Annotated in this window: 14 protein-coding genes and 1 pseudogene; 5 read left to right on the forward strand and 10 right to left on the reverse strand. The window is 65.8% G+C overall.

The features are described 5' to 3' along the window. Nucleotides 1–91 precede the first annotated feature (91 nt). On the forward strand, nucleotides 92–226 hold the full coding sequence (locus ACQPYH_RS06450) for a hypothetical protein (RefSeq protein WP_432888002.1): 135 nt from the start codon (nucleotides 92–94) through the stop codon (nucleotides 224–226). Between the two features lie 67 nt (nucleotides 227–293). Here ACQPYH_RS06450 and ACQPYH_RS06455 read toward each other — a convergent pair whose 3' ends face one another. The 4 genes and pseudogenes from ACQPYH_RS06455 to ACQPYH_RS06470 form a co-directional block, all read right to left on the reverse strand. Further along, the gene (locus ACQPYH_RS06455) at nucleotides 294–1,496 is read right to left on the reverse strand and encodes a right-handed parallel beta-helix repeat-containing protein (RefSeq protein WP_432888005.1); all 1,203 of its coding nucleotides are present in this window, start codon (nucleotides 1,494–1,496) and stop codon (nucleotides 294–296) included. A 212-nt stretch (nucleotides 1,497–1,708) separates the two neighbouring features. Further along, entirely contained in the window at nucleotides 1,709–2,782 is a 1,074-nt protein-coding gene (locus ACQPYH_RS06460; RefSeq protein WP_432888008.1) for a WD40/YVTN/BNR-like repeat-containing protein, read from the reverse strand. A gap of 800 nt (nucleotides 2,783–3,582) precedes the next feature. Continuing rightward, nucleotides 3,583–4,227 carry a DUF4913 domain-containing protein gene (locus ACQPYH_RS06465; protein ID WP_432894353.1) on the reverse strand — a complete coding sequence of 215 codons (645 nt, stop codon included), beginning with the start codon at nucleotides 4,225–4,227 and terminating at the stop codon, nucleotides 3,583–3,585. A 31-nt stretch (nucleotides 4,228–4,258) separates the two neighbouring features. Further along, nucleotides 4,259–5,380, reverse strand: a pseudogene (locus tag ACQPYH_RS06470) (type IV secretory system conjugative DNA transfer family protein); the annotation flags it as partial. A gap of 1,140 nt (nucleotides 5,381–6,520) precedes the next feature. On the opposite strand from ACQPYH_RS06470, the gene ACQPYH_RS06475 reads away from it, so the two are divergent. Then, nucleotides 6,521–6,991, forward strand: a complete 471-nt coding sequence (locus ACQPYH_RS06475; protein WP_432888011.1) for a DUF3237 family protein — start codon at nucleotides 6,521–6,523, stop codon at nucleotides 6,989–6,991. 37 nt (nucleotides 6,992–7,028) lie between these two features. Next, complete coding sequence (locus ACQPYH_RS06480; protein WP_432888014.1) at nucleotides 7,029–7,415, forward strand: VOC family protein; 387 nt, start codon at nucleotides 7,029–7,031, stop codon at nucleotides 7,413–7,415. A 3-nt stretch (nucleotides 7,416–7,418) separates the two neighbouring features. Here ACQPYH_RS06480 and ACQPYH_RS06485 read toward each other — a convergent pair whose 3' ends face one another. The 6 genes from ACQPYH_RS06485 to ACQPYH_RS06510 are packed head-to-tail and all read right to left on the reverse strand — an operon-like array spanning nucleotide 7,419 to nucleotide 13,996. Further along, nucleotides 7,419–8,165 (reverse strand): SDR family NAD(P)-dependent oxidoreductase, encoded by a 747-nt coding sequence (locus tag ACQPYH_RS06485; RefSeq protein WP_432888017.1) that lies wholly within the window; start codon nucleotides 8,163–8,165, stop codon nucleotides 7,419–7,421. After that, nucleotides 8,162–9,601: an ABC transporter substrate-binding protein gene (locus ACQPYH_RS06490; protein ID WP_432888020.1), complete on the reverse strand. Its 1,440-nt coding sequence runs from the start codon at nucleotides 9,599–9,601 to the stop codon at nucleotides 8,162–8,164. Before ACQPYH_RS06490 ends, ACQPYH_RS06485 begins: the two co-directional genes overlap by 4 nt. Nucleotides 9,602–9,617: 16 nt before the next feature. After that, nucleotides 9,618–10,484, reverse strand: a complete 867-nt coding sequence (locus ACQPYH_RS06495; RefSeq protein WP_432888022.1) for a carbohydrate ABC transporter permease — start codon at nucleotides 10,482–10,484, stop codon at nucleotides 9,618–9,620. Next, on the reverse strand, nucleotides 10,481–11,443 hold the full coding sequence (locus ACQPYH_RS06500; protein WP_432888025.1) for a carbohydrate ABC transporter permease: 963 nt from the start codon (nucleotides 11,441–11,443) through the stop codon (nucleotides 10,481–10,483). The genes ACQPYH_RS06495 and ACQPYH_RS06500 overlap by 4 nt, the downstream gene beginning before the upstream one ends. Before the next feature lie 7 nt (nucleotides 11,444–11,450). Then, complete coding sequence (locus ACQPYH_RS06505; protein WP_432888028.1) at nucleotides 11,451–12,275, reverse strand: aldo/keto reductase; 825 nt, start codon at nucleotides 12,273–12,275, stop codon at nucleotides 11,451–11,453. Between the two features lie 2 nt (nucleotides 12,276–12,277). Further along, entirely contained in the window at nucleotides 12,278–13,996 is a 1,719-nt protein-coding gene (locus tag ACQPYH_RS06510) for a GH39 family glycosyl hydrolase (protein WP_432888030.1), read from the reverse strand. Between the two features lie 241 nt (nucleotides 13,997–14,237). Here ACQPYH_RS06510 and ACQPYH_RS06515 point away from each other — a divergent pair, with 241 nt between their 5' ends. Both ACQPYH_RS06515 and ACQPYH_RS06520 read left to right on the forward strand, forming a co-directional pair. Then, on the forward strand, nucleotides 14,238–14,918 hold the full coding sequence (locus tag ACQPYH_RS06515) for a GntR family transcriptional regulator (protein ID WP_432888033.1): 681 nt from the start codon (nucleotides 14,238–14,240) through the stop codon (nucleotides 14,916–14,918). An 86-nt stretch (nucleotides 14,919–15,004) separates the two neighbouring features. Beyond that, nucleotides 15,005–16,081 carry a hypothetical protein gene (locus tag ACQPYH_RS06520; RefSeq protein ID WP_432888036.1) on the forward strand — a complete coding sequence of 359 codons (1,077 nt, stop codon included), beginning with the start codon at nucleotides 15,005–15,007 and terminating at the stop codon, nucleotides 16,079–16,081. Nucleotide 16,082: the final 1 nt, after the last annotated feature.

Below are 16,082 nucleotides of genomic sequence, written 5' to 3' on the forward strand. Positions count from 1 at the left end.
AAGGAGCATAAAGGGAGATCGCACCTGACGTAGGGCTGCTTATCTGCGAGCTAATCATGACGGCCACAAGCACTTCAGCGGACTGATCGAGGTGCTGCAATCAGCCACCCGGCAGGTCGCCCGCGCGGCTCGGAGGCCCAGCGCACCGGCCGCCAAGATCCTGACCGACGCCCGCCGCGCGCACTACCTACTGCTCGCCGACGGCCCGCCGACCCCGGAAGCCTGAGCCGTGTGTCACGGCGGCAGCGCGGTGGGCCTAGATCTGGGCTCACCGCGCTGGGTCGTTTCCGGGGTCAGCAGACGACGTTGGTGCACTGAGCGGGGTTGCCGTTGTGGCTCGCGTGGTTCCCGCCGCCGTCGATCACACCGGGGACGGCTTCGATTCCCAGGTTGTGGTTGTTGTTGGCGGTGTTCCGGGTGAGCCTGGTCGAGGGCCCGTCGACGTGGATGCCGTCATTGCCGCTGCGGTTGGCCGTGTTGCGCTCCACGACGGTCGCGATCGCCGTGTTGCCGACGTAGATCCCATCGCTCTGCCTGCTGTTGACGGTGTTCCGCGAGATGAGGTTGCCCTCGGGAGCGGTCGGTGAATCGAGAGTCAGCACCAGGATGGCCGGTCCACGACCGCCGGTGACGGTGTTCCGGTCCACCGTGTTGCGGTTGGCGCCGTCGAGGATGATCCCGAATCCGCCCGTCTCCGCGGAGCCGAAGAATCCCGTCCCGGTCACAACGTTGCCGCTGATCAGGTTGCCGGCGACCTCCTGGAGGATGATCCCGTCGCCGTTGTCGGCCAGCTGGTTGTGTTGTACGCGGTTGGCGGTGGTGGCGCCGCCCATGTCGATCGCGGCCCCGGCGTTGTGGGACACGGCATTTCCGCGGATAGTGTTGCGGGAACTGTCGAAGACGCCGATGCCTTCGTCGTTGCCGCCGACCACATTGGTCTCGATCGAGCTGTCATCGACGCGAGCCAGGACGATGCCTAAACCGAGGCTTCCGGCGACCGAAGTCTTCTCGATCATGCTGTCGGTGGTGTCCGCGAAGATGACCCCGGCGTCGTTGGTGTCCGCAATCACCAGTTGACGGAGACGATTGTGAGCGGCACCTCCCGCGACGAACGCTCCGGCCCTGAACTGGCGGATCTTCCCGCCGGTGACGGTCACGCGGTCGTGGCCGTCCAGATTCGATACCCCGATGTCGCAGGGCCCGTCGGGACACTCGGACCGTAGGCCGTCCCCGTCGATGGTGTGTCCGTTGAGGTCGAGCGTGATGTTGTCGGCGCCGATGACGATGCCGTCGCCTGGACAGTTGACGAGATCGACGTGCAGTTTGGTGTCGGCCGTGATCGTGTCGCCGCAATGGAGAGTCGTCTTCACAGCAACCGCTGCAGGGACGGCGCCGGCCCGGGCGGGTGCCACCATGGCGATCACCGTCCCAGCGATCACGACGGCCAGTGTGGTGGCCGCGGACAGTGCTCGCGAGCCTGCTCTTGCTTCTGACATCGTTCGCTCCCTCTCCCTGGACCTGGAGTTCTCGGGCTGACCTGGTGGGGCCGGTCGACGTCGAGCTGACTCGGGCCGTCGAGTCGATCCCGGCGGAATCAGCTCTGCCGGGCGGCTGCAGGTATGAGCCGAAGTGGGACGGTTATGTTCACTGAACTGGTCGAGCGGTCCGGTCCGAGGCGATTGCGGTCCGGCCCCGGGGCCGGCGGTCGTCATGTGATCAGTTTGGCGGCGGTGAGGTTCTTTCCGACGGCCCAGCAACCTGCGTTCTGCTTGCAGTCGACACCGCGCAGGTCGGTTTGGTCGAACAGTTGCCAGGTATCCCCACGGTTGGTGGTGAAGTCGCTCCCGGTGAAGCCAACCGCGACGGCGCTGTCCATTCTGTCCGTCAGGGCCATGTTGGTGCGGAAGCTGGCCGGTGATCCGACTCGCGACCAGGTCATGCCCCCGTCAGTGGTCCTAGCGACCACGCTTGGATCGTTCCCGACAGGATTACCACCTCCAAGGATGAGGCCCTGCTTGGTGTCCCAGAAGGCCAATGAGAAGATGCCGGCCCCTAGGTCAGCGGATATCGGAGTATCGGCCACCGACCACGTGCGACCACGGTCGGGCGTGTGGAACACCCGTGAGTTCGCTCCTGGTAGCACCGTGCCGAACCATGCGTCCTGAGGACCCTTGGTGACTAGAGAGGTCCCGCTCGCATGGACACCTTCGTTGCGCCGAGCCTTTAGCTCTGCATTGCTGGGGGCAACCTTCCAGCTCTGGCCGCCGTTACCGGTGGTCAGGATGCGGAACTGGCCCCCGACAGGGTCGCTCAGCGCAATGCCGTTATCCCGGTCAAAGAACGCGATGCCGTCGTAGAACGCGTTTCGCTCCTGGTTTTCGAACACCAGCTTCCAGGTTTTGCCGCCATTGGCGGTGAGATAGATCTTCGACTTTTTTCCAGAACCGATCGCCAGCACGACGGCGTGGTCGCGGTCGAACGCCTCGATGTCATGAAAGGCCGAACGTTCGCCACCTGGCGGGGTGACGTTCTGCCAGGATGCGCCGCCATCTACCGTCCGGACCACGACTCCAGGACCTTCAGCTTCTCCGAGGCCGGGGCCGAGGAAACTACCCGAGGCCCAGACAGCCTCGCGGCTGACGACGTCGATCCCGACCAGGCTCGCAATGACGGTTGGCATGAGACGCCAGGACGGCGACACTGCGGCTCCGGTGACATGGCCTGCGCCCTCATCGATAGCCATGGCAAGCTCCACGCGCAGTGATTGAATCGCATCTGCCATCGGCGGCTTTGTCCACAATTCCCCCTGGCCTAGACCATTCCCTACAGGCCACCATCGCATCATGTCTTGACGACGGCTACAGCGCGTGTCACCAAAGGTCAGAATCGAACACTTGTATCAGGCTTAGCCTAGAGCTGCCGTCCGTTTGCTCGACGGTTCTTGTTGGTTCCTGCGTTCTGCTTCACGGCCGAGTGCCATCTGGCATTGGTGTGATGCTTTTGTCGCGAACCGCCGGCCGCTACTAGGAATCGACGGGGTCGACTGGCGCTCCCGACAGGCTGAACAGGATCGGAACGTCGCCATAGTCGGCGGTTCGCACGTAGAGGCGTTCTTGAATGAACCGTCGGACCACCTCGATCTCACGGACGCCCGTGTCGGGATCAATGACCACTCGCCTCTGGCTGATCCACTGTCCGGACAGCGTCGTGGTGAGAGGCGAACCAATTGGCCCTAGCGGTACACCGGCACGATCGAGTGGGAGACTCATTTGTATACCATTCCTTCTACCGAGGCGCCGGTGTTACTGTCCACGGCAGAAACGGTGAATGTGCTGGCCGCGTTGAACGGACACGAAGTCCAAGCGGTCCAAGCTGGCTCAGCCCGCCCCTCCTCACATCCCGGGGCCGCCCCCCTCTTCTCCGACCTCAGACCGGGCGCTCTACCTGACAGTCGCGCTGACTCCTTACCTCTGCCAGGTGCTCGACGCCCTGGCAAAGGTCATCCACGGCTGACGTCTCGCTCGCCGGCGGCCCCGGCTACCGCGGCGCACAGCGAGTGCCAGCTGAGCCAAGCCCCTGACCTCACCCGCCGTACGTGAGCGGGTCGTACAGCGCAGCCGGTGGGGTGGCCCAGGGCAACGGTTCGAGGCCCTTGCCGTTCTTGTTGTGGCCGTCGAGGGTGCACTTGTTGAAGGTGCCCTGGGGGTTCATCAGGCTGTTCATGTGCGGGTAGCAGTGGTCGCGCCACCACACGGACATGCCGGTGCCGGGTTCGAGGCGAAGCGCTTCCCAGGCGCGCCAGAGCGCCGACAGGACGCAGACGGCCTCGCCGTGTTTCCACCATTCGCGGCACCAGGCGGTCGACGCGGTGACGGGCCGCCGGTACGCCTTGATCAGGAACTGGTCGACGAACTCGGGCAGGGTCTGGAAGTACGTCTGCGGCTCGGCCTGTTCGGCGGCCGCGGCGTCGAGCACGTCGCCGCTGGCCGCGGCTTCCGCCTCGAGCTCGTCGACGTCGTGACCGCTGCCGCTGCTGTCCGTGGGGTCTTCCCAATCGGTGTCGGACAGCTGCGTCACGAGGGCTCTCCCGTCGGCTGGTTCGCTGCGTTGGGCGGTACGGCGGTACGGCGGTACTGCGGGCGCCGGGGTCGAATTGGGCGATGGAGGCGCGGATCTGGTCGGCGTACGGGCGGTCCATCCAGGGGATGGCCCGGACCAGGGTCGCACGGGACCCGGACGAGAACACGATCGCGCGGCCGGCGGGCAGCGCGGCGAGATGGGCGACGTCGAGGATCTGTTCGCGGTGCAGGGACCGGTTGACCGAGTGGCCGTCCTTGCTGGTCGACGTCGACCCGCGCAGCAGTTCGCGGTCGCCGATGATCTTGGTGAGCCGCTCGAGGAAGGCGACGTCGTCGACGCCGCCCCCGTAGATGCGCCGGTTGGCGGCGGACCAGAGTTTCTCCATGCCGCGCTCGCCCCAGCAGGCCACGCCTTGGGCCCAGGACTGCAGGATCGTAGCGAGCACGATCCCGCGCGATCCGTAGTGGCTGTACAGGTCGGGGAGGTCTTTCCAGCGGCAGACATTCGCGGCTTCGTCGAGGACGCCGATCATCGGCACGGGAAGCCGGCCACCGGGGGACGTGACGGCGTAGTCCTCGGCGGCCTTGACGACGGCCGCGGTGAGGGCGGTGACCAGCGGCCCGGCGTTGGCGGCGCCTTCGCGCGACAGGCTGTAGAGGGTGCCGGCGCGGCGGACGAACTGGTCCGGGTCGAACTGCGGCCGCGGGACCGGGCCGGGGTTGATCCAGGCCGCGACGCGGCTGGACGCGAGGCAGCTGGCCATCTGCTGCGCGGTGCCGAACACGCCGCCGCGCTGCCGCTCCGGCGCGGACCGGATCGCTTCGAGGGCCTTGGCCAGGGTGATGTCGCCGCAATCACGCAGCACTTCCTCGGGCTCGGTGGAGTTCACGTTGGTGAGCCACGAGTAGACGCTGCTGATCGGCTGCCCGGCGCGGGCCGCGGCGAGCAGCAGGCAGGCGAGCAGCTGCATGCCGGCGGAGTCGAAGAACGCGTCGGCGCGGGCATCGGCGGCCCGGGAGGCGTAGGCGAAGTGCTGGGCCAGCTCGCGGGCGGTGTCGTCGTCAACGACGTAGCTGAGCGGGTTCCACCGCCGGGTGGGTTCCTCGGCCGCGACGCGCTGCGGGTCGAACACCCACACGCCGTCCTTGCCCTGGTCGCCGGCCTCGCGCAGCGCGCGGGTGGCGTCGAGGATGTCGCGTTTGTTGGAGGTGACGATCACCGCACCGGGCGCCTCGGCGATCATCGGGATCGCGCGCGAGGTGGTCTTCCCGGTCCGGGGGCCGGCGATGTCGATGATCATGTCCTCGTACGACCCGTACACCGCAGCCCCGCCATTGATGCCACCGGCAACGGTTCGGCCGAGGAACACCCCGGGGTTGTCGCTGGTGACGCCGAGCCGTTTCGCGGTGGCGGTGACGGCCGGTTTCGAGGTGGCCTCGACGTCGCGGCCGCGGCCGAGGTGCCGGGCGGAGGGGTCGACCCGGGACCGGCGGCCGCCGCGGATCCGCCGTACCGCGAACGCGGCGAGCACGGCCAGGATCGCGACCACGACGAGGACGCCGACGAGTGCGTAGGTGGCTTGCCTCGGCCAGGCGACGGTTCCGCCTGCGAGCCCGAACAGCAGCGCGATCGGGTTGGTGGGGATGCCGGTCGACGTACCGGCCCAGGCGGTGCCGAGCCGCAGCGCGCTCCACACGATCAGCCCGATCCCGAGAACAGCGCCACGAACGACCGCGATGCCGGCGTCGGCGGCCACCGGCCTTGATCAGGAAGTTCCCCAGCCCGGGTGGCGTCGGGTCGTCGTCGTCGGAGGACCAGGCGGGCGGGTCCTGCCAGCCGGTGATCATGTGGACCTCGGCGTCGGCGACGTGGACCGCTTCGGACAGCAGCTTCATCTCGGCGCGGGGCACGCCGCCGCAGATGACCATGCCGGCGCGCTCGACGAACCCGCGGGCCTTCATCCGGTCTTCCTCGGTCGGTAGTGCGAGCAGGTCGGAAATGGTGTGCGACACCATCACCTGCCCGACGCCGCGCTGCCGGTTCAGCCGGGTGAGTGCGGCGATCCGGTCGACGAGCCCTGCCCGGAGTACAGTGCGCGCCACAGCTCGTCGGGGACAACAAAGTGGTCGCCGACCGTCACCAGCATGAGGCTCGGTGTGCTGCATGGCGGTCGGCCGGGATGACTCACCGTTTTACTCACCTGATTGGTCGGCAAGCGTCGGCCAGTTATGCGCTGCCACGGCAATCAGTTTCGCGTGTCTATGCAGGTCACGAGCATGCTCGGCAATCAGCGCCTAACGTTGGACACCCTCGGCTGATAAAGCGGGGGTTAGGGGTTCAAGTCCCCTCACCGGCTCTCATTGGGGGATGACTCGGGGCAGCTGCTGGGAGGTGGGCAGTGAGGCTTGAGCATCTCTGTGATGTTGAGTGGCGGTACGACTTGATCGAGACGATTGAGCCGTCGGCGGCAGGCGACGGCCTGTTGTACGGGCAGGGGACTGCGGCCTTCACGGGGCGGCTCGGCGGCACCGCGCGGTGGTCCAACAACCCGAGGCTCCGGGGCGGGTACGCCCACCCCGACGCGCGTGGGTTGATCGACGTCGGCCATGGCGGCTTCGTGATGTTCCGGCTGACCGGCTTGTCGAACGTCACAGACGGCTCGGGTCTGCACGTTCTGACCTTCGAGACCGACCACGAACCCTACCGGTGGCTCAACCATGTCCTCGCCATCGGCGAGGGCGCCATCGACGCGCAGCGCGCCGCCTTGTCGATGCGCTACTACAGGTGCGAGTCGACTACCTCCCCGGGATCCCAGCCGACGCCTGACGCCAGGCCCGTCAGGTTCGATCCACGCAGGCTACGTCGGCTGGAGGGGTCTTCACGGAAGCCTGCGTCTGGCGCACAGTGGTGAGCATGCGTCAGACGAGCAGATGGGACGGGAGAGCTCGATGGGTGTCGAACTGAACCACACGATTGTGCATGTGAAGGATCGGTGGGCTGCTGCTCATGATGTCGGGGAGGTACTCGGGCTGCCGGAGGCGAGGGCGTACGGGCCGTTCGCCGAGCTGAGGTTGGACAACGGGGCGAGCCTGGACTTCATGGATACCGAGGGCGAGATCCATGGGCAGCACTATGCCTTCCTGGTGAGTGAGGAGGATTTCGACCTCGTGCTCGGTCGCTTGCGGGAGGACGGTCGTGGGTGGTGGGCCGACCCGTTCAAGCGTCAGCCGCAGGAGATCAACCACGGCGATGGCGGCCGCGGCCTCTACTGGGAGGGACCTGACGGGCACTGGCTGGAGATCATCACCCGTCCGTACGGGAGCGGCGGCAGTTGATTTTCAGTGCATGTAGAGGCCGCCGTCTACGTTGAGGGTGTGGCCCGTGATGTACGCCGAATCCTCGGACATGAGGAAGGCGATGGCGGAGGCTACGTCTTGGGGTTGGCCTAGGTGGTTGATGAGGAGGGTGTCGACCAAGGCTGCGCGGCGTTCCGGGGGTAGGGGGCCGCCCATGATGTCGGTGTCGATGGGGCCGGGGGCGACCGCGTTGACGGTGATGCCGTGCGGGCCTAGTTCTCGGGCCAAGGCTCTGGTTAGGCCGATGACGCCGGCCTTGGCTACTGAGTAGGGGGTTTTGCTGTAGGTGCCGCCACCTAGTTGGGCTGAGGTGGAGGAGACGCTGACTATTCGGCCGTAGCCATGCCTCACCATGCTTTCCGCTACTCGGTGGGTTACGTAGTGGACGCCGTTGAGGTTGATGTTGATGACCCGGTGCCACTCGTCCGAAGTGAGTTCTAGGTAGGGGACGGGGGAACTGACCCCGGCGAGGTTGGCTAGGGCGGCCAGGGGTGGGAGGGCGGCTTCTAGTTCGTCGATTGCGGTGATGACGGCAGGTTCGTTCGAGACGTCGGCCTGAGCGGCGTGGGCTTTCACGTTGTACTGCGACGTGATCTCGGAGGCCAACGAGTCGCCGGGGGCGATGTCGAGGATGCCTATGTTCCAGCCTTGGGAGGCGAGGAGCAGGGCGGTGGCGCGGCCGATGCCGCGGGGGGAGGCTGCGCCGGTGACTATTGCGGTGCGGTTCACTTGGCGGCTCCGTAGTCCTGGCCGGGCTTCCAGTCGGTGAAGACGTAGTCGGATTCGGAGACCTTGGCGCCGGCGGCCTTGGCCTTTGCCAGGGCCTGGGCGCGGTCGGCCGACGTCGCGTCGCTCAGTTTCTTGAGCTCGGCCTTGAGATCCTTGATCGAGCCGGCCAGGTAGCCCTGCACAATGTTGCCGACGTGGGGAGTGACGGGCTTGCGGAGAGCGTCGACGCGAGCCTGGGCGGGGTTCTTGACGATCGCCTGCGGCATGAGGAAGACGTTCGACTTACAGAACTCGATGCCCTTCTTGTACGCGTCGACCGCGTTCGAGGACGCGACGAGATCGAGATTCAGCGGCGGCTGGTCCATCGCCTCGATCATGCCCTTCTGGTACTCCTCGGTCATGAAGGACGCGATCAGTTGCCCGGCGGCGTCGGGGTTCTTGCTGTCCGCGGAGACGAAGTACCCCGAACTCGGCCGGCCGCGGTAGCACCAGGGATTCGTACCGGCCGTCGGCACGAGGATCTGGCCGGATGCGAGCTTGTCGACGATGGGCGGTGCCAGCGCCTTCGAGCCGCCGGCGCACCAGACGCCGTCGATGAACGTGCCGACCGCGCCGGAGGCGTACCGGGTCCGGGCGTCGACGACACCGAAGTTGTTCGAGCCGGGCATGATCAGCTTGTCGTCGTTCAGCTCCTTGAGGAACTCGATCACCGTGACGTAGGCGTCATGGTGGTACATGTACGAACCATCCGCGAACTGCAGCCCTTGGTACCCAGGGAACCCGGCGGCCTGCGCGAGGTCGTCTACTTGGTCGCGGATGCGTCCGCCGTCCGCCCCGATCGCCAACGTGAGCGGCTGGATCCCGGCCGACTTGAGCTTCCCGAGCGCGTCCTTGAACGCCCCGAAGTCCTTGGGGATGTTGTTCGGATCGAGCCCGGCCTTGGACCAGTGGTCCTTGTTCGCCCACACCAGCGTGGAGCTCTGCCGGAGGCTGAACATCGGGAACCCGTAGAGCTTCCCGTCCAGCTGAGTAATGCCCTCGTTGAAGGCGTCCTTGGGCAGCTTCGCCTTGATATCGGCGGGAATCGTGACTTCATGCACCCACTTGCCACTGACCAGCGCCGGCAACGGCAGCCCGACCACGTTGGAGTAGACGTCTGGCATCTTGTTGGCCTGATGCGCGAGTTGCAACGCCTGAGTTGCTTTGGAGGCGTCGTAATACGTGTGGGCCACGTTCGTCTTCAGCGGACCGGACTGCTTCTTGGCCCAGTCGTCGTTGAGGTGCTTGAACGAACTGAAGTGGTCCCACCAGTCCAGCGTCCCGGTGGCGCCGCTACTTGTGTTCGAAGTCGAAGAAGAACTCGAGCATCCGGTCGCGGCGCCGACAGCGGCAAGTACCGATGCGCCGAGCAAACTGCGACGTGTCATTCCAGGCATGTTTCTACTCCTTAGATCAAGACTTCACTGCTCCGGAGATTCCCTCGACGAAGTAGCGCTGCATGAAGATGAAGAGGACGACCACAGGGACGATCGAGATCACGCCGGCCGCGGCCATTCCGGACCAGTCGGTGGCGGTCTCTCCGACGAATGCCTGCATGCCGACACTCACGGTCCGGAGATCGGGCCGGCTGAAGGTGAACACCAACGGCAGGAAGAACGCGTTCCACGTGGTGATAAAGGTGAGTACTGCGACGGTCGCCGTGACCGGCATTGCCAGCGGCAACATCACCGAGAAGAAGGTACGAACGAAGCCGGCGCCGTCGACGAGCGCAGCCTCCTCCAACTCCCGGGGGATCTGCCGGAAATAGCCGAAGTAGATCAAGATCGCCGACACGTACGCCCCGCCGCTGAGTGCCAGGATCATCCCGCTGAGCGAGTCGATCAGGTGCAACTGCATCGAGATCTTGACCACCGGGATGATCGTGTAGCCGGTGGGTACGAACAGCGTCGCGACCAGTACGCCGAGGAAGAGCTTGGATCCGCGGAATTTGTAGCGGGCAAGGACATACCCGGCCGTCGCACAGCGGATGGTGACGATCACGACGGTGATCACCGTGACGACGATGGTGTTGATCAGATACCGGCCGAAATGCGCGTCGTTCCAGGCCCGCGCGTAGTTGTCCCAGACGAACTTCGACGGCCAGAGCTTCAGCCCGCCGCTGAACATCTCCATGTTGTCCTTGAGCGATGCCGACAGCATCCACAGGAACGGGAAGATCCACAGCACCGCGATCCCCACCAGGAAGATCGCAGCGAGCCACCACGGCAGCCGATGCAGTATCCGACGGTGCCGATCCGTCCTTTCGACGACAGCGGTCATCGCTGTTCTCCTCTCAGCCGGCGACCGGCGTACACGCCCCAGAGCTGGATGGCGCCGACGATCGCGACCAGCAGCCCGAAGATCACCGCGGCCGCGGAGGCGTGCCCGAGTTGCGGGATCGGGGCGGCGAACGCCCACCGGTAGATGTAGATCTCGACGATCTCGGTGTGGAAGTACGGCCCGCCTGCGGTCAGCGTGTACATCAGGTCGAAGTTGTGGAACGTCTCCTCGACCGTCAGCACGGTGATGATGATCAAGAACGGTTTGAGCATCGGCAGCGTGATGTACCGGAAGAGCTGCCAGGTGCCGGCGCCGTCGATCCGGGCCGCCTCGTACAACTCGTACGGGATCGTCTGCAGCGCCGCGAGCCAGTAGATCATCGTGACGCCGAAGAACTTCCAGATGTACAGCACGGCCGCGGTCGGCAGCGCCAGGTGCTGACCGCCCAGGAAGTCCACGCCTCCAAAGCCGAGCTTCATCAGCACGGAGTTGATCGGCCCGGTGCTCGGATCCAGGACGAAGCGCATGACCACGCCGATGATCGCCGTCGTGGTCACCACCGGGATGAAGAACGCCGACCGCAGTACGCCGATCAGCGGCAACTTCGGTGAGTTCAGCACCATCGCCAGCAGCAGCGTGAGCAGCACCCGCGCCGGTACGACGAGCAGCATGAACAGCAACGTGATCTTGAACGAGTTCCAGAACAGCGGATCCGCGAAGACTTCCTTGTAGTTGCTCAAGCCAACGAACTTCTGGCCGGAGTCGAAGCCGTTCCACTCGACCAGTGAGTACCAGTAGCTCGCGATGATCGGATAGATCGTGTAGACGCCGTAGAGCACCACGGTCGGCAGGAGGAAGATCCAGATCCAGGTCGTCTTCTTCCAGCCGTGCCGCGGCCGCTGCTCGACAGCTCGTACGCCGGTTCGCCGCCGGCTGAGTTGCATCGATCTGCTCGTCATGACCGGGCTACCTGATCTGGCTGATCGCGAACGTACGCGGGTCGCCGCCGAGCCGGTTGCCGTTCTCCAGCGCGGTGATCGACGCGATCTCGTCGTCGGTCAATACGAAACCGTCGAGGTCGAAGTTGGCCCGGATCCGTGCGGGCGTCACCGACTTGGGGATGACGATGTGCCCTCGTTGGAGGTGCCAACGCAGTACGACGTGGGCCGGCGTCACCTGGTGATCGGCGGCGATCGACGCCAGTACGGGATGATCGAGATCGCCGCCCTGGCCGAGCGGCGAGTACGCCTCGACCGCGATGGACCGCTCGCGGCAGAGGTCGGTCAACTCTCGTTGCTGGTACGTCGGGTGCAGCTCGAGCTGGTTGACCGCCGGCACGAGCTCGCTCTCCTTGGCCAAGCGGTCCAGGTGTTCGGCCAGGAAGTTGGACACACCAACGGCCCGCACCCGTTCATCGGTGTAGATACGTTCCAGAGCACGCCAGCTGTCGGCATACAGATCGGCCGCCGGGTTGGGCCAGTGCACGAGATACAGGTCGGCGTACTCCAGGCCGAGACGCTGCAGAGTCTCGTCGTACGCCGCCAGCGTCGGCTCATAGCCGTGCTCGCCGTTGCGCAGCTTGGTCGTGACGAACAGGTCCTCGCGAGGGACCCCAGACGCCCGTACGGCGGCGCCGACCCCAGCTTCGTTGTTGTACGCCGCCGCGGTGTCGATGTGCCGGTAGCCGATCTCGATCGCCTGCTCGACCGCGCGCTGGGTGTCCTCCGGCGGGACCAGGAAGACGCCGAATCCCTGCTGGGGGATCTGTACTCCGTTGTTGAGAGCAACCATGATCAGCTACCCGGCTCGAGGACCAGCAACGATGCCGAGGGCAACGGAAGCGCGACCTCCAGGGACACGTCGCCGTCCACCGTCAACCGGCGTTCGGCCTCGAACTCCTCGAGGCCTTGTCGACCGGTGATCTTGGCAAGCTCTTCAGCTGTCGGATCCTGCGGTGAGCCGAGCGACTGCCAGACGGTGAAGGAGTTGCTGTGGTCGGCGTCGATGCGCAGATGCCGCAACCGGTACGACCCGGCCGGCAGGTTGCGCACGGTCACGGTCACCGGCGTCAGGTCGTCGCTGGTCTGATACTGATCGTCGATGTGCCGCCAGACCAGTACGGCGACGCTTCCGTCCTCCGAACGTGAGGCGAGAACGTCGACCTCCTCGGGCATGCTGCTGCCGTCGGTCTCCTCGAGTTCGCCGACCTTCCAGGCCGCGTCCGAGGTCGCACCAAGCCGATCCGGACCGAGCAGAGACAACATCCGATATGCGTTCAGGAACGGCTTCTCGACGCCACCCGCGGTGAGGAAGGACCGGGTGCCTTCGAAGTAGCGCTCGGCCTCGAAGTAGAAACTCCAGGAGGTTGCGTAGGCGACCTTGGCCGGCTCGGTGTCGTTCAGATCGAGGATCTTCTTCATCAGCTTCGCCTGGAAGACGGGGTAGTACTCCGTGTTCTGGAAGCTGTAGTTGCGGTTGTCGTACCGTCCGAAGTGCGCGGGCACCGCCGCGTCGCACTCGTCGACGATCACGGGCAGATCGGCGTACGCCTCATAAGAACCGATCAGCCGGTTGAACTCGCGCACGTCGTACAGCATCTTCGTCGACGACGGGCTGAGTTGCTCGGCGGCCGGTTCGGCGAAGGGCTTGTAGTCGCGCGTCGGGAAGTGGCAGCCCTTGGTGTGGTACGAGATGAAGTCCAGCGGCTCGTCGCGGCTCGACGTGTAGTCCAGGAAGCCGCGGAGGAAGTTCAGGCCGCCGCTGGTGACCGCCGGCCCGCCGACCTTTGCCTCAGGCAACACATCACGGATCGCTTGCACCGTCGCGGTGTAGAGCTCGTTGTACTGATCGAGGGTGCCGCGCCAGTAGAAGATGTCCGGCTCGTTCCACAGCTCCCAGAGCCAGGTGTTCACCTCCGCCTCGCCGTAGCGATCGAGGCAGTGCCGAACCGTCGCGCTGATCAGCCCGCCCCACTTGGCATAGTCGCTGGGCGGATAGCCCCAGGCGCCTGCCTCGTAATTGGTGTACGCCGTCGGGCTGGACACCACGGTCAGCTCGTCGGCCTCGGGCGGCAGGAGGTCCCGCGGGGTGAAGCCGAGCTCGACCAGGAGGTGATGGCCGGCGCCGATGATCGCGTCGTACGCCTGGTCGAGGAGCGTGAAGTCGTAGTACGGATTGCCGTCGGCGTCCTCGTGGTAGACGTTGCCCGAGCTCCAGTGCGGGATGCCGAAGCCGCTGCCCGAGCAGTACATGTAGTGCGGCCGGACGAAGTACCCGGCGCCGGAGAAGTCGGCGAAGGTCTGCAGCAGCCGCTTGCCGGTGGGCATGTACGTCCAGTTGAACTCGTCGTACCCGAAGCTCTCCCAGATCCGCGCCAGCGGACCCTGGACCTGTCCGGCGTCGACGTCGATCGTCGCCGCGGTGACGTGCGGCGCATCGGGATTCCGGGGAGCGGCCGGCGGGAACGGGCCGAGGGCCGTGCGTCCGGTGTGAACCGCTGTGTCGGTGGTCATCGTCGTGACCTCTCTCTGCCCGGGTGATCGGGCTTGCCTCACGGGGTCGGCCGACTTCGCACCCCAAGGGGGAGGGGCGTCGGCGCTGTGCCGCTCTGCCTGAGTGGAGGCTCCGAGTCTGCTCTTGCAATTGATTTACTGTCAATGACTTACTGTTTACAATCTACAGAGAGACCTGACGGCGACTAGAGTCGTCCTGCTCGGATACTTGGCGGTAGCTGCCCTGAGGAGGTGGTCGGGCATGATCCCCGACGATGTCGTGTCACCGCTGCCGTCGCAGCGCGGGCTTGGCGATCTGGTGACTGACGTGCTGCGGGAGATGATCACCGGCGGCAAGTTCCAGCCCGGCCAGCATCTGAAGGAGACCGAGCTCGCCGACGCGCTCAAGGTCAGCCGCGGGCCGATCCGGCAGGCGCTGGCCCGGCTCGAGGAAGAGGGTCACGTCGAGATCCGGCGCCACCGCGGGGCGTTCATCAGCACGCTGACGAAGACCGACGTCGAGGAGGTGCACACGCTGCGCGGCGCCATCGAGAAGCTGGCCGCCAGCCGGGCGTGCACGCGGATGCAAGGCGCGGGATTCGCCGAGATGGATGCGGTCCTGGAACAGATGAAAAGCGTCGACACCAAGATCGACCCCGAGGACGCCGTACGGCTGGACCTGCAGTTCCACGACATCATCTACGCGTACTGCGACCACGCCCGCGTATTGCGAGTCTGGGAATCGATCCGCGGTCAGGTAACGGTCTTCCTAAGAGCCCGCAACGCAAGCTTCCCGGACTTCCTCGACGTCGGCTACAGCGAACACAAGGAACTGAGAGACGCCCTGGCCCTGGGCGACCCACAGGCCGCCCAGGACGGAATCGACAAACACATCCTCGGCGCCTACGAACGCCTAAAACGCCTCAACCTCCCAGACCGCTGACCCACAACATGTCTCGTGACCTCCGCGAGGGGATTCCGAAAGGGAGGTCGGAGGGACACAATGTGTGATGGGTGAAGGGGGGCAGGGTGACTGCTGGGGTGGAGTCGGCTCGGGCTGTTCTGGATGTGGCTCGGGTGGTCGAGGAGTCGTTGGCGGGGGATGAAGGGCCGGACGAGTACGCCGTGGAGGCGCTTGTGCGGGTCGCGGGGGACGAGCTCGAGGCCAGTGGGCGGCAGGGGTTCGAAGCTGTCGGCGCCGAGGGGGACACGGATGTCGCCGCCGTGCTGATTGCGGCGGTGGTCCAGGTTTCGGCCGGGAACACGTTGATCGCGGCGGGAAAAGCGGTCGGTGAGGCTGACCCGGGCGCGGACGCGGTTGGGGAGTACGGCGTTGCGGTGGCGCGGCTCGCCGATGTCGTCGACGCGCTGGACGGGCTCGAAGCCGGTGCGGGCCGCAGGCAAGGGTTCGAGGCTGCGGACGCTTCGGAATCGGTCGAGGCCGCAGTGGACCGGGTTCGCGAGGCCGCCGAGCGAGTTGCGGACGGGATCGCCGCGACGGCCGCGGGGACGGTGACAGAGGCGTTCAAGCAGACTGTGAAGCTGGTGCCCGAGAAGATCCGGGACGTGGCCGACAAGATCGGTGACAAGGTCGATCTCGGCCAGTACGCGGGTCGCCTGGTGAAGCTCGGCGTCCGGGCGGTGCAGCGGGCGCTCGACCTGTTCACGCGGATGTTCCCCGGCGGAGCGCTCGCCGGCATGCGCGACGACGTAAAGGTCCTGTATGCACGGTTGTCCGGCGCCGAGCCGATCCCGGCGACGGTCGGGTTCGTCATCGGCGTCGACGACGTCAAGGCGTACCTGAAGCTGTACGGCGGCGACCGGATCGAGCAGCTCGACAAGGCCGCGGCCGATGTGGAGCAGCTGGGGACGAAGTACGCGAATCTCGGCAAGCTGGCGACCAATCTCATCGAAGGGATCGCCGTGGCGGGTACGGTGGTCGCTTTGCTGCAACTCGCCGTACCGCACCTGGCCTTGATCGTTGCCGGTGCGCTGGCCGCGGTTGTCGCCGGAGTGCTGCTGCTGGCGATGGACTACGTCGGGGATCGGCCTGTGCTGCACACGATCCGGGGCGTCAAACTCGTCCTTGCTGACGCAGTCGGGTGAT

The sequence above is a fragment of the Kribbella sp. CA-245084 genome, from assembly GCF_050942355.1.
Lineage (GTDB): Bacteria > Actinomycetota > Actinomycetes > Propionibacteriales > Kribbellaceae > Kribbella.

Coding starts and splice junctions, on each gene's coding strand:
- ACQPYH_RS06455 (WP_432888005.1), bottom strand. CDS start 1,496: ATGTCAGAAGCAAGAGCAGGCTCGCGAGCACTGTCCGCGGCCACCACA.
- ACQPYH_RS06460 (WP_432888008.1), bottom strand. CDS start 2,782: ATGGCAGATGCGATTCAATCACTGCGCGTGGAGCTTGCCATGGCTATC.
- ACQPYH_RS06480 (WP_432888014.1), top strand. CDS start 7,029: ATGGGTGTCGAACTGAACCACACGATTGTGCATGTGAAGGATCGGTGG.
- ACQPYH_RS06490 (WP_432888020.1), bottom strand. CDS start 9,601: ATGCCTGGAATGACACGTCGCAGTTTGCTCGGCGCATCGGTACTTGCC.
- ACQPYH_RS06495 (WP_432888022.1), bottom strand. CDS start 10,484: ATGACCGCTGTCGTCGAAAGGACGGATCGGCACCGTCGGATACTGCAT.
- ACQPYH_RS06500 (WP_432888025.1), bottom strand. CDS start 11,443: ATGACGAGCAGATCGATGCAACTCAGCCGGCGGCGAACCGGCGTACGA.
- ACQPYH_RS06505 (WP_432888028.1), bottom strand. CDS start 12,275: ATGGTTGCTCTCAACAACGGAGTACAGATCCCCCAGCAGGGATTCGGC.
- ACQPYH_RS06510 (WP_432888030.1), bottom strand. CDS start 13,996: ATGACCACCGACACAGCGGTTCACACCGGACGCACGGCCCTCGGCCCG.
- ACQPYH_RS06515 (WP_432888033.1), top strand. CDS start 14,238: ATGATCCCCGACGATGTCGTGTCACCGCTGCCGTCGCAGCGCGGGCTT.